The following is a 13,521-nucleotide window of genomic DNA, read 5'->3' as shown; positions in this document are numbered from 1 at the left end:
TTCAAGTTCAAGGTCAAGGTCGTGGGCGTCGGCCCACACCGACTTGGGGGGCGGCATATCGCCGCCACCCCCCAAGACCCCCCAGGCTCTTTCACTGCGCGCTACCGCTCGCTGGCTATGTTTCAGCAACTCCTGCTAGTGCCGCAAAATCCCGCCGCTTCGCGGTTCCCTTCAGTCGGGTTACAAACCGCGCGAAAAGATACGCGGTTTTCCACCTCTCCCTGCGGCGCGATGTTTGAAAGCGGCCACAGGCTGATAGTTCGCAACCTTGCCATGCCATTCATTATTTAGAAAAACGAAGAAGTCTCAAAAATCGATTATTTTCAATGGTGAGATGGCGCGCTCAAAATCCAGCTGAACGGAGCGGCTTCGAGACCTATGGCTCGAAGACCGAGTGAAGGCAGCACGAAGTGCCTGGATTTGCGCCACACGCTGATGCGACTGAACATGTCCGTCGTCCCAGCGATAGCGCGTAGTAAAAAAGACGTGGAGATTCCAAAGAGGCCCCGTCCTGGGCCTCTTAGGTCGGTTTCGGCGCTGTGCGTAAAGTGATCTCAGTTATTGAGAAACCGAAACTTTCTCGATCTGCTAACAGCGCTTCACTGCAAGTGTAAAACCGAAGTTTTCCCACTTCTGCGCCTGTGTAGCAGCAAATAAACCGCCGGTATCACCAGCATCGATAACAGCGGCGCACTCAGCATTCCCCCAATCATCGGCGCAGCGATACGCTGCATGACTTCTGAACCGGTGCCGCCGCCCCACATGATGGGCAGTAATCCCGCCATTATCGTCGCGACCGTCATGGCTTTGGGCCGGACGCGCAGAACCGCGCCGTGGTGGATGGCGTCACAGAGTTCTTCCTCGGTCAGCGATTCGCCGGATTTCTGCTGACGCTGAACTGCCTGATTCAGATACAGCACCATAATCACCCCGAACTCGGCGGCGACGCCGGCCAGTGCGATAAAGCCGACGGCGGCGGCGACGGAGAGATTGTAATTAAGCAGATACAGCAGCCAGACGCCGCCGGTCAGCGCAAACGGCAGGGTCGCCATGATCAGGGCCGCATCACGCACGCTGCTGAACGTGACGTACAGCAGGACAAAAATGATGAGAAGCGTGACAGGCAGGACAATTTTCAGTTTAGCCGTCGCACGTTCCAGATACTCAAATTGCCCCGACCAGCTGACGGTGACGCCTTCCGGCAATTTCACCTGCTGATTTACCGCCTGCTGCATATCTTCCACCGCAGATTTCAGATCACGTCCGCGTAAATCGACATAAATCCAGTCCGACAGGCGGGCGTTTTCACTTTTCAGCATCGGCGGGCCATCGGTGACGTTGACCGAAGCCAGCGCCGACAGCGGCACCTGCGCGCCGGACGCGGTCAGCACCGGCAGATCACGCAGCGCCTGCACGTTGTCGCGCAGTTCACGCGGATAACGCAGGTTGATCGGATACCGTTCGCGCCCTTCCAGTGTTTCACCGATATTTTCACCCCCGACCAGCGTTGAAACCAGCGACTGCAATTCGGCAACCGTGACACCGTAACGCGCAGCTTCACGCCGGTTGATGTCGATGTCCACGTAGCGGCCGCCCTCGAGACGCTCGGCCAGCGCCGACGTTACGCCGGGAACCTGCTTCACGATATGCTCAATTTGCTGCGCCACCTGCTCAATTTGCGCGATGTTATTCCCGTTCACCTTAATCCCCACCGGGCTTTTGATGCCGGTTGCCAGCATGTCCAGCCGGTTGCGGATCGGCGGAACCCAGACGTTGGCGATGCCCGGTAATTTCACCGCGTTATCCAGCTCCGTTATCAGTTTGTCCGGCGTCATACCGGGCCGCCACTGGTCGCGCGGCTTGAAGCGGATCGTGGTTTCAATCATGGTCAGCGGCGCGGGGTCGGTGGCGCTGTCGGCGCGTCCGGCCTTGCCAAACACGCTGGCGACTTCCGGCACGGTTTTAATCAGCCGGTCGGTTTGCTGTAATAATCTGGACGCTTCGCGGGCGGAAATCCCCGGCAGCGTGGACGGCATATACAGCAAATCGCCTTCGTCGAGCGGCGGCATAAATTCGCTACCCAGCTTTGACAGCGGATAAAGCGACACCAGCAAAAACAGGCCGCTGCACACCAGCGTGGTTTTCGGGCGTTTCAGCACCGCAGAAAGCACCGGCTGGTAAGCGGAAATCAGCCAGCGGTTGATCGGGCTGGCGTTTTCATCCGGGATTTTGCCGCGAATAAAATAGCCCATCAGCACCGGCACCAGCGTGATCCCAAGCCCGGCAGAAACGGCCATGGCGTAGGTTTTGGTAAACGCCAGTGGCGAGAACATCCGGCCTTCCTGCGCTTCGAGCGAAAACACCGGAATAAACGACAGCGTGATGATCAGCAAACTGCAAAACAGCGCAGGCCCGACTTCGATGGCAGCCCGTTCGGAAACCTGCCAGTAATCCGCGGATGTCGGCTTCTGGCCAGGATGATCGTGTCGCCATTGTTCGAGCACTTTGTGCATGTTTTCAATCATTACGATCGCGGCGTCCACCATGGCACCGATGGCAATCGCAATGCCGCCGAGCGACATAATATTGGCGCTGACCCCCTGATAATGCATGACGATAAACGCACCGAGAATGCCGAGCGGCAGCGTGATGATCGCCACCAGCGCCGAGCGGAAATGGAACAGAAACAGCGCGCAGACCACCGCCACGACGATGAACTCCTCCACCAGTTTGTGCGACAGCGTTTCGACGGCGTGTTCGATCAGCGGCTGGCGGTCATACACCGGCACGATTTCCACACCGGCGGGCAGCGTGCGGGCGAGGGCGTTCAGGCGTACTTTTACCGCTTTCAGGGTTTCCAGCGCATTTTTGCCCGAGCGCATGACGATAACGCCGCCCGCCACTTCGCCTTCACCGTTGAGTTCCGCCACGCCGCGCCGCAGTTCCGGGCCGGTGCGCACGGTCGCGACGTCAGAAAGCAGCACCGGAATGCCGCCGTTGACGGCCACGACCACGTTGTTGAAATCATCCAGACTTTTCAGGTAACCGGAGGTGCGCACCATGTATTCGGCTTCACCCATTTCAACAAGCGATCCGCTGCTTTCCTGATTAGCGCTTTGCAGGGCGCTGACCAGTTGCTGATGCGTCACGCCGCGTGCGCGCATCCGCTGCGGGTCGGCGACCACCTGATACTGCCGCACCATGCCGCCGATGCTGGCAACTTCAGAAACGTTGGGCACCGTTTTCAGGTCATAGCGCAGCGTCCAGTCCTGTAACGCACGCAGCTGCTCGAGGCTATGCTGACCGGTTTTATCGACCAGCGCGTATTCATAAATCCAGCCGACGCCGGTGGCATCCGGCCCCAGCGACGCTTTTGCGCCCGGCGGCAGCGAGGACTGCACCTGGCTGAGATATTCCAGCACGCGGGAACGCGCCCAGTACGGATCCGTGCCGTCATCAAACAGCACGTAAACGTAGGCATCGCCGAACATCGAAAAGCCGCGCACGGTTTTCGCGCCGGGCACTGACAGCAAAGTGGTGGTCAGCGGATACGTGACCTGGTCTTCGATGATTTGCGGCGCCTTGCCCGGATAACTGACGCGCACAATCACCTGTACGTCGGAGAGATCCGGCAGGGCGTCAAGCGGGGCCTTTTGCAAAGACCAGATGCCCCAGCCCGCCATCATCAGGGCGGCGAGCAGCACCAGAAGCCGGTTGCGCAGCGACCAGCGGATCACGGTGGCAATCATAAGTGGCTCCCGTGCTGAGGGGCGTCTGACGTGGTTTCAGCACCGGCAGCGGCGGGCAGCGCGCTGCGCAGGCTGGCTTCTGAATCAATCAGGAACTGGCCGGAGGTCACGACAGACTGACCTTCGCTGAGGCCGGAAAGGATTTGCGTCCAGCCGTCACGCGTTGCCCCTGCGGTGACCGTCTGCGGCGTGAAATGCCCGTTGCCGTCGTCGAGCAGCACGGTATTGCGGGTGCCGGTCTGAATCAGCGCTTCCTGCGGGATTGCCAGCACCGGCGCTTGTGACGGTGCGTCCAGCGTCAGGGTGAGATACATGCCGGGGCGCAGTTTTTGCTGCGGATTATCAATCACCACGCGGGCTTTCAGCGTGCGGTTGACGGCGTCGGCGTCGGGCAGTAATTCACTGACCGCGCCGCGAAACACGTCGCCCGGCTGGCTGTCGGTGCTGCCGCTGATTTTACTGCCGACCTGAACCTGCCCGGCGGCGGACGGCGGATAATCCATCACAATCCACACCTGTTTCAGGCTGGTCAGCTCAAACAACGGCTGCGCGGCGGCCACCTGCGCGCCTTCACGCACATTCAGCTGGCTGAGATAACCGTCTTCCGGTGCCACGACGTCAATGCGCGTCTGCGGCTGGCCGGTTTTATCGATACGTCTGAGAATATCCTCCGGCATAAATTGCAGTGCAAGGCGCTGACGGGCGGCGGCGCTCAGGCTGCGGTCACCGAGCTGGCGTACCGCCAGATATTCCTGCTGCGCGGCGGTCCAGTCGGGGATCCACAACGTCGCCAGTTTCTGGCCTTTTTTCACCTGTTGCTGGCTGGCGGCAACGTAGAGTTTTTCCACCAGACCGCCTGCGCGGGCAGCCACCGTGCGCAGGCTGCGTTCGTCGGCAGTGACCGTGCCGTAAACATTCAGCGGCGAGGAAATGGTGCGGCGCTCAGCTTTCGCGCTGCGCATGCCGAGATTTTGCTGCTGACGGGCACTGACCGTGACGCCGCCGTCGTCGGCCACTTCGTCGGCGTAACGTGGCATCAGATCCATATCCATAAACGGCGATTTGCCCGGCTTATCAAAACGCTGATCCGGCGTCATCGGGTCGTACCAGTACAACACTTTTCGTCCGGCAGGCGCAGACGCCGTTTTTGATTCAGCAGGCGCATTATGGCGTCCGGCCTGGTAACCCACGGCCAGCGCGGCCGCGACGCAAAGCGCCAGCAGGCCGTAAGTTTTAACGGTAGTCATCAGTTGTTCTCCTGAGGTGCCAGGTAGCGCAGGGCGACCCAGTAGCGGGCGACGTCCAGTTCGGCATTCCGCTGGGCAATCTGGCTGTCGAGCAGGCTGCGGCGGGCTTCCAGTACGTCATTCAGGCTGCTTTTTCCGGCACGGTATTGCGCCTGAATCACGCTGACGCGCTGTTGTTGCAGCGGAATAACGTCATTTTTCTGCCGCTGCCACAGGGTATTCGCTGCCTGATATTGTGCCAGCAGCGTGGTCAGCTGTGCCTGATGCGTGCGGATGAGCTGCGCCAGCCGGTCATTGCTTTCCATGGCCATCGACTGATCGGCGGCGTGATCTTTGTCCTGACGTGATGCGGTAAACAGCGGCAAATCCACGGTGACCATCACGCCCGCGAGGTCGTCATAATTGTCGGCGCGACGGCCGTAATAGACTTCAACGCCGATATCCGGCAGTGCGGCAATCGCTGATTCGGATGATTTGGCCTGCGCCACTTCCGCCTCACGCCGCGCCTGAAGAACTTCAGGATGCTGGCTGATGCTGTCGGCCTGCGTCGCTTCGGCGGGCAGTTCGCTGACCGGCGGAATGGCACCGAGGATTTCGGGCTGATCGATGCCGGTCAGCTGGCTCAGCCGGGTGCGCGCCAGCTGCACGTCGCGTCCGGCCTCGGTGAGTTTGTCCTGCATGCTGATGAGCGTAAGACGTGCGTCGAGCACCGACGCAGGCAGGGCGCTGCCGCTGCTGACGCCGCCGCGCTGCACGCCAATCTGCCGCTGGCTTTCATCCACCAGCGCCTTCAGCTGCTTCACGGTTTCATTGCCGATAGCCAGTTCCATCCAGGCCTGCGCCGCGTCGCGCTGTAGCTGGGCACGGATGCTCTGGCCGTTCGCCGCCGCCTGCCGGGATTCGGCGCGCAATGTGTCGGCCTTACGCTCGCGCTTACTGCTGCTCACGTAATCCTGCATGATGCCAATCCGCTCCATGGTCATACCTTCGCGGGTGAAACGCTGGTCGTTACTGCCGCCGACGGGCAGGTTTTCAATCCCGAATTTCAGCTTCGGATCCGGCAACTGCATGGCGGAATCCGCCCGGTTTTCCAGTGCGTTAATCTGATGACGGCTGGCAGAAAGCTCCGCCGAATATCCCTGCGCGGCCACCAGCGCCTGCGGAAGAGTTACGGGTGCGGCAAAGGCGCTGACCGGCATAAAAGCCAGCAGCCAGTGCCACGTCACCCGGGGGTGACGCGGTAAATTCAACATGGTGTTTCTCCCGGTTAGCGTTTCAGCGGTGTCAGTGTTTGCAACTGATAAGCCGTGTCCGTTTTGACAAAGCTGAACGCCACCGGCGTACCGGCGGGCAGGGAGTTCGCGGCGATTTCCGGCGGTAACCGGAAATTCATGGTCATGGCAGGCCATTTAAGGGCAGGGATCGCATGGTGAGAAATACCCACGCGGTCGGATTGCCATTGCGTGATCACACCTTCAGATTCATAGGTCTGAACGTTTTCCATCGCCATGGTGTGGCCGTCCATTTGCATCGTTTCTGCAAAGGAATAAGCGGAAATAAAGAAAAGACTAAAGACAAAACTATTTAAAATTGTACGCATGGGAATAACTCCAATACTGTCATATCAGATAAACGCCGTTATTACGGCAGATAAATAAGATTATTCAGATGCAAGGAGATGCATCCGCTGACAGCAGGGGCTATTCCCGGTATCGGCAGAACTGAACTTCAGCAGGCGGGGCGGTGACTTGTGGAGCTACCCAGTCGGCGGTGGTGACCGCCACGCTGGCATTAAGGGTAATGACGGCGAGTGCCGGGGCAACCGGAAGCGCCACAATGGGCACGTTTCCGCTGTCTGACTGGGTTCTCTCCGGCACGCAGTGCTTTTCACACAGCACGGACTGGCTTTGCCTATGCTCAGGCGAATCAGGCATTTGCATGTATTCGTTGTGCGACATCGTGGTGTTTTCCACCGGCGGGCGCATGTCGCACTGATGGCTGGCGAGGGCCAGCTGAGAATTCAACAGCAGCCAGCACAACGCGAACAGCAACGCACTGACCCGCTTGCCGGGCAAGCGCAGTGAATGCATAAACTGTGAAATCGCGGAACGCACTGACATATGAAGGTTATTTCCGGAGGGAAAGATGCGAACGAGTATATAAGGAAATAACGCGCAGAGGGAAGGAGAAATAGAATAAGTCGGCGGTAAATTTGTCAGGATAATTAAAGAGAGCGAATAACAGCGGCTTCTGTTATTCGCATGTTAATTAACGTGCGGCTTCAGGTAATAATATCAGAGCCAGCCCGATTTTTTGAGTTTCCAGTATAACCATGCGCAACCGGCAACCGTGACACCCAGCGTGACCGGATATCCCCACCAGTCGTCCAGCTCTGGCATGTTTTTAAAGTTCATGCCGTACAGGCTGAATATCACCGTCGGGATCGCCAGAATCGCCCCCCAGCCCGCGAGGCGCTGCACCACTTCATTCTGATGCACCGATACCAGCGCCAGATTCACGTGCATGGCGTTGGAGAGCATTTCGCGCATATCGTCGGTGGTGCGGATCACCTGATTCGCGTGATCCTGCACATCACGAATGTAGGCGCGCAGGCTTTTCGGCATCAGCTCTTCATAATGGTGGCTGAGCTGATTACAGATATCTTCCATCGGCACGGCGGAATTGCGCAGCGAAAGCAGATCGCGGCGCAGTTTATACACCTGCTGCACGGCTTGCTGGTTAAACGTGTTCTGGAACATCAGCTTTTCGATGGCGTCGAATTCTTCGGTGTAGCGGTGCAGAATTTCCAGGTAGTTATCGACGATAGAATCCAGCACGCAATACAGCGCGTAAGCCGGCCCCTTGTTCATCATGTCCGGGCGTTCTTCGGCGTGTTTGCGGATTTCTTTATAGCTAGACGACGCGCCGTGGCGGATGGTGATCAGGAAATTTTTGCCGAGAAACAGATGCGTTTCGCCGTACTCGATGGTTTCATTCACCTTTTGTGCGGTGTGCGTGACGATAAACAGTGACTCGCCGTACTGCTCGATTTTCGGCCGCTGATGGGCGGTGAGCGCATCTTCAATTGCCAGGTCATGCAGCCCGAACTCTTCCTGAATGCTACGCATATACGCATCTTCCGGCTGCCACAAACCGAGCCACACAAAGGTGTCCGGCTCTTTCAGCACTTCGCTGATGTCTTCAACGGTGACATCCTGCAACCGCTTGCCGTCACGGTAGGCAACGCTGTTGATCACTGAATCGCAGCTGGGTTTTTTATCTTCATTAGAAATGTCGTTCATTTTTTACCCGATTGTTATTCAGACGAAAATCCCGCCCGCAGGCAGGATTATTTTCAATGTCTGAACAGAATAGCGCAGTCTGATGGAATTGCGTTTACCGGGGTTCTGAAAAGGATGTTTCAGCCATCGGTTGAGCGGCTGAGCGTTTCCCAGGCATCAATATCGGCATTCATTTGTTGCAGTTTTTCCCTCACATACGTGACAGCATCGCTGCCCAGCAGCAATGAGGCCGGTGGCGCGGGGCTGTCAATCAGCGACAAAATGGCGGCGGCGGCTTTCAGCGGATCGCCGGGCTGATGACCGCTGCGTTTTTCACGCGTGTCGCGGATCGGGCCGAAAGTATCGTCATAATCCGCAATGCTTCGCGGTGAACGCACCATTGAACGTCCCGCCCAGTCGGTACGAAATGATCCCGGCTGGATGGCCGTGACGGCAATATTAAAAGGCTTCAGCTCTTTGGTCAGTGTCTCGGAAATCCCCTGCAACGCAAACTTACTGCCGCAGTAATAGCTGATCCCCGGCATCGTAATAAAGCCGCCCATGGACGTGATATTGAGAATATGGCCGCGGCGGCGGGCACGGAAGTAAGGCAGAAACGCTTTGACCACAGCCACCGCGCCGAACACGTTGACGTCAAACTGGTGCAACGCCTCGCTGAGCGGCGATTCTTCCATGATTCCTTCATGTCCGTATCCGGCATTATTGACGAGGATATCGACAGGGCCGGTTTCGCTTTCAATGGCGTCAGCCAGTGCAGAAATGGCGGCAAAATCAGTCACGTCGTGGATATGCCCAAAACTTCGGCCTGGGGCAATCGCGTCGAATGCTTCTTTGGCCTGCTGGTTACGCAACGTTCCTGCGACACGGTGTCCGGCTTTCAGCGCTTCCTCTGCCAGCGCACGGCCAAAGCCGCTGCTGACTCCGGTAATAAAAAAGAGTTTTGAATGGCTCATAAAATGCTCCTCAGTAACGGGAAACCAGAATAGGGCGCGGGGCGATAAATCCGTAGCCCGGATCCTCTCGTATGTTTGCCTGATCCTCTGAGGCATCTGGACGGGAATATCGTCCTCTGCCACACTGTGGTGACTTTTCTGTTCACCTCCGGGGGCAATATGACAATTCCTTCATCCGCAACCGCACGCCAGATGGTTGCGCTTCTCGATAGGCTGACGCCGCGGGAAGGCTACAATCTCACGTCTCTGCCCGATGTCCGTTTTCTGCGCTCGAACCGCCCGCTGATGCGCACGCCGGTTTTGTATGAGCCGGGAATTGTGATCGTGGTGCAGGGAAGAAAACGGGGGTTTCTCGGGAATGATGTCTATTTGTATGATGCGCAGCATTATCTGATGGTTGCGGTGCCGGTGCCGTTTACCATGGAAACCGATGCAAGTGAAGATGAGCCGATGCTGGCGATTTACATGCGGCTCGATTTCAGCCTGGCGGCGGATATTTTGTTGCAGCTGGAGGCATATCCGTATCAGCCGGTGGAATCGCCAAAAAGTATGGTGTCCAGCCCGATGGATGAAGCTATGCGCGCGTCCGTATTGCGTTTTTTACAGATTATGGCGTGTCCGCAGGATGCAGAAATTCTGGGAAATGCGATGTTGCGTGAATTGTATTATCGCGTGATGACCGGTGTGCAGGGCGGCGCGCTGCGCAGTGCACTGACGATGCAGGGGCAGTTCGGCAAAGTGATGAAGGCACTGCGAAAACTGCATACAGAATACGATACGCATCTGGATGTGAATGCGCTGGCGAAAGAGGCGGGAATGAGCCTGCCGACGTTCCACAGTCATTTCAAAAGCATTACCGATACGTCGCCGATGCAGTATCTGAAATCCACCCGTCTGCATCAGGCCAGATTACTGATGTTACGCAATAATCTGACGGCTTCAGCAGCGGGTGTTCAGGTGGGTTACGAAAGCGTTTCTCAGTTCAGCCGCGAATTTAAACGTTTATTCGGGCTGACGCCGGTCAATGAAGTTGAGCGAATGAGGCAAAATTTTTCATTACCTGCCCCGGTCACGCCTTCGGATTTTATCTCGTCACATTAAACCGCCTTTACGGCGTCACCCCCGACGTCGTTTTGACTTTCACATCCGTCGTTGCCGCCGGACCGTGTTCAGGGCAGCTCACGTTGTCATTTAACAGTGCCGCATTTTTACCTTCGATTTCAAACGTTGATGAAGCGGAGATCACCGTGTCGCCGTGGGAGGTTTTATCCCCGAGAACCACCACATTTTTCATGCGAGTTCTCCCTGCGGTTTCTGTGCCCGGACTAACGCGATATTGTCAGCCTCGGCCTTTTTCACCGCGTCGTCATAACGCTGCCGGGCATCGGCGTCCACGTCTTTACGGATAATGGGGGGCAGCGGTGGGGGCGTGAAGGTGCCTGTTTTGTAATAACTATCAGAACCTAACGCGGTCCAGTCAGCCATTTTCCTTAACATCAGCATCCATTCTTCTTTCTGACCGATATTACAGAATCCTATCGGTAAGTCGTAGGCCACCACCTGCTGAAGGAACAACGGGTTCTGTGGTAAATCACTGTGGTCGGCAGGCCGGGAAATATACTGACTAATGCGTGAACGCATATGCTCAACGCTTTCCCTGCCAACATTACGTTTATCATAGGGAGAGCCGGAGCCTGGTGGAACAGGGAATGTTTTGCGCTCATTGAAGCCATACAGCTTGATGTAGTATTTGTAAGTATTGTCGTTCGGCTTCCCTGTTTCCGGGGCGTTGGTGCTCCAGCTATAACCATAAGTGTCGTAGTTTTTATCAGCCAGATAGATTTTATGCGCTGCTTTATCGGCGGGTAAGTCTTCAATATGTTTACGGTCTCTATCGAAATCAGCCAGCTGCTCCGCTTTTATTGGCTGAAGGACCTGTTCAGCATTGATGTACAGCTTTTGGTTTGGGTCCGGATTTGGCCATGCCTGACGACTAAACACAGAATCATTGCTGTCCCAGAATTTTTTGCCGCCATCCGGTTTCCAGTCCCTGCTCATATCCGGCAACGTACCAAACGGCGTTTGCGGATCAGGCGCTTCGCCACAGGCCATATTACGGGCGAGCATGCGCACAAAAAGGGAGTTTTCCGGAACCATCGCAAAAACCGGGTGTGGCTGGGTATAGTTGCTGGCTTTCGTATTGGGAAGCCCTTGCCAGCCGATGCTCAGTAACGGTGACGACCCCATCACCCGGTCATGCGGGCTGCAATAAATATACGTGCGCCCGTGATTGTCTCGCTCAGGAACGTCAGGGTTAGAGGTTTTCCCATCCGGTTGCCAGTTCTCGCACGCACCATCAAGACCGCAGACGAGTTTCTTAGGATCGGCGTTTTTAAGCCGGTCCTTATTTTCAGCCACTTTGCCGACAATATCAGCAAAGGTGACGCGTCTCGCGGCATCAGAAATACATTCCGCTAACGGGTAAGAGAGATAGTCCATCCCTTTGCTTTCCAGACAGAGCGGGGAATTCATTACAAAGAGCGCATCGGGCGCGGCGCCCTCCATTGCGGCCGCTGCGGCGGCAATCATCGTGCCCTGACTGTGAGAGATAACGGTGACGGTATCCGTCGGACTGAGTTCGCGGATCTTTCTCACCAGATTAGCCAGTCGCTCAGCTGCATGGGCGTAGTATTCGCGCGGCGGAGCATTCGCCAAAAGACGGTCTGTTTCTTCATTGATAAACTGCGTACTGAACGGGATCGGTATTTTGTTGACCCATTTGCTGAAGCCATATTTGCTCCATAAAGAATACAGCGACGTGCAGCCATTTTGAAAAGGTCCTCCTCCCCAGAAAAATGGATGGATATTATTTTTCAATTCTTCAGAATTAAGGTCTCGATAACTTGCACCTTGTTCGGTTCGTAGTGGGATCAAATACTCATCTTCCGTACCTTTGGGAGAGCGGTATCCCCAGTAAAACCGAATAATTGGAGAACGCTCATTCTTAATGATCTTTACCGGAAAGGTGCTGTCTCCATTATATGAATTGGGTTTTAGTACAAAATCTGTGCCTTTCAGACCAAGACGCTGATTAAGTCCTTTACAAAGGTTTTCTTCCGCTGATGTGTACCATTCGCCTTCCGAGTTTACACCGTGAACAAAGATAACCAAGCCTGGGAGTTGAATACCTTTTCTTACCTCCCCCCGAACACAAACATTTTGCGGGCTCATAGTACTTCTGGCTTGTTGAATACCATTAGGTGTCGTTTCACTTTTCAGTAAGCGAGTAGGTTGATCGTGTTGATAAGCTTCAGACATAAATCATCCTTGATTTTTAGATTGGTTGGTAATCAAATCGAGATTGCAATTTAAGTGAGTTGTACTCTGAGGGGAGGACTTTAGGTTAGGCATTTCATCTTGGGGCGTTTTATTCCTTATGTCATAATACATTGTGTTTATTTTATTTCCTAATTCAGAAAGTTGCCCGTCAGTATATGAGTATTTAGTTGATAATAACTGGCCACTTACTCCCAAAGGATTGTCCTTATTCAATGCATCTTGGGGAATTCCTATTGCCAGCATTTTTTTGTAAAAAATATCGTTTATTAAAATTTCTCGTGGCTGTATGAATGCACCTGTACTGTTGACCATGTATTTATCAGCGCTATACCCTTCATTTTTTATATAGATTGCATCATCAGTCACAATGATTGTGTAATTTTTAGAACTTGAGCTATTAATTGCACCAAATTTAATATCACTAAATGTTTTCCCACCATCATGACTGGCTGACAAAATGCTGTAAGCACAGCCTCTGAGTGGGTCGCCGCATGCATCATTATCTCCACTCACTAATGGAATCGCCAGCATGTCATCATTTTTCGCGGCCCAGATAAACTTGCCTTTATAATTCATTGTTCCTTTGGAAAGGAACCAAAGCTTAGTTTTTATCTTCTTGTTATCATTATGATAATAAATCGAACCATCATCGCAGTTCGAATAGTCCTCCAGAGTGAGATAGCGATTTTTATCGATACGATAAATCACCTGCGGTGGGTTAGGGATGGGTTGTACTGCCCGCTTTTCGGGCTGTGTCGATGCTTGCACCGGGGGCGGTGTCACCGCACAGCTATTCAGGCTGATCAGCGAAAATATTAGTGCACCTGAGAGTAATGTTAGCTTTTTCATGGTCATCCTTGATTTTTTGGTTTAGTCGGCATCAGATCAACGTTACAACTAAATTTACTACTCAGTGAGGAACCTAATTTAT

Annotated in this window: 10 protein-coding genes and 1 pseudogene; 1 reads left to right on the top strand and 10 read right to left on the bottom strand. The window is 54.9% G+C overall.

Annotated features, from left to right (window positions below):
- Positions 1-599: 599 nt before the first annotated feature.
- The 7 genes from CWS43_RS18405 to CWS43_RS18375 form a co-directional block, all read right to left on the bottom strand.
- Positions 600-3,749 carry an efflux RND transporter permease subunit gene (locus CWS43_RS18405; RefSeq protein WP_101078542.1) on the bottom strand — a complete coding sequence of 1,050 codons (3,150 nt, stop codon included), beginning with the start codon at positions 3,747-3,749 and terminating at the stop codon, positions 600-602.
- Positions 3,746-4,996, bottom strand: a complete 1,251-nt coding sequence (locus CWS43_RS18400; RefSeq protein ID WP_101078541.1) for an efflux RND transporter periplasmic adaptor subunit — start codon at positions 4,994-4,996, stop codon at positions 3,746-3,748. Before CWS43_RS18400 ends, CWS43_RS18405 begins: the two co-directional genes overlap by 4 nt.
- Positions 4,996-6,249: a TolC family protein gene (locus CWS43_RS18395; RefSeq protein WP_101078540.1), complete on the bottom strand. Its 1,254-nt coding sequence runs from the start codon at positions 6,247-6,249 to the stop codon at positions 4,996-4,998. The genes CWS43_RS18400 and CWS43_RS18395 overlap by 1 nt, the downstream gene beginning before the upstream one ends.
- Positions 6,250-6,263: 14 nt before the next feature.
- The gene (locus CWS43_RS18390; protein ID WP_101078539.1) at positions 6,264-6,596 is read right to left on the bottom strand and encodes a copper-binding protein; all 333 of its coding nucleotides are present in this window, start codon (positions 6,594-6,596) and stop codon (positions 6,264-6,266) included.
- A 100-nt stretch (positions 6,597-6,696) separates the two neighbouring features.
- Positions 6,697-7,116: a hypothetical protein gene (locus tag CWS43_RS18385; RefSeq protein ID WP_101078538.1), complete on the bottom strand. Its 420-nt coding sequence runs from the start codon at positions 7,114-7,116 to the stop codon at positions 6,697-6,699.
- 174 nt (positions 7,117-7,290) lie between these two features.
- Positions 7,291-8,298: a magnesium/cobalt transporter CorA gene (gene corA, locus CWS43_RS18380; RefSeq protein ID WP_101078537.1), complete on the bottom strand. Its 1,008-nt coding sequence runs from the start codon at positions 8,296-8,298 to the stop codon at positions 7,291-7,293.
- 119 nt (positions 8,299-8,417) lie between these two features.
- The gene (locus CWS43_RS18375) at positions 8,418-9,251 is read right to left on the bottom strand and encodes an oxidoreductase (protein WP_101078536.1); all 834 of its coding nucleotides are present in this window, start codon (positions 9,249-9,251) and stop codon (positions 8,418-8,420) included.
- A gap of 159 nt (positions 9,252-9,410) precedes the next feature.
- On the opposite strand from CWS43_RS18375, the gene CWS43_RS18370 reads away from it, so the two are divergent.
- Entirely contained in the window at positions 9,411-10,352 is a 942-nt protein-coding gene (locus CWS43_RS18370; RefSeq protein ID WP_101078535.1) for an AraC family transcriptional regulator, read from the top strand.
- A 58-nt stretch (positions 10,353-10,410) separates the two neighbouring features.
- Here CWS43_RS18370 and CWS43_RS18365 read toward each other — a convergent pair.
- From CWS43_RS18365 to CWS43_RS18355, 3 genes and pseudogenes are all read right to left on the bottom strand, one after another.
- A pseudogene (locus CWS43_RS18365) lies at positions 10,411-10,545 on the bottom strand (PAAR domain-containing protein); the annotation flags it as partial.
- A complete protein-coding gene (locus CWS43_RS18360; RefSeq protein ID WP_101078533.1) occupies positions 10,542-12,569 on the bottom strand; it encodes a hypothetical protein in 2,028 nt (675 codons plus the stop codon). The gene CWS43_RS18360 and the pseudogene CWS43_RS18365, both read right to left, overlap by 4 nt.
- A 3-nt stretch (positions 12,570-12,572) precedes the next feature.
- Positions 12,573-13,439: a hypothetical protein gene (locus tag CWS43_RS18355; protein ID WP_101078532.1), complete on the bottom strand. Its 867-nt coding sequence runs from the start codon at positions 13,437-13,439 to the stop codon at positions 12,573-12,575.
- Positions 13,440-13,521 lie beyond the last annotated feature (82 nt).

Source organism: Rahnella sp. AA (genome assembly GCF_002834385.1).
GTDB lineage: Bacteria > Pseudomonadota > Gammaproteobacteria > Enterobacterales > Enterobacteriaceae > Rahnella.
Note: the sequence above shows the minus strand (reverse complement) of the source record. Positions and strands in the feature narration are given on the sequence as shown.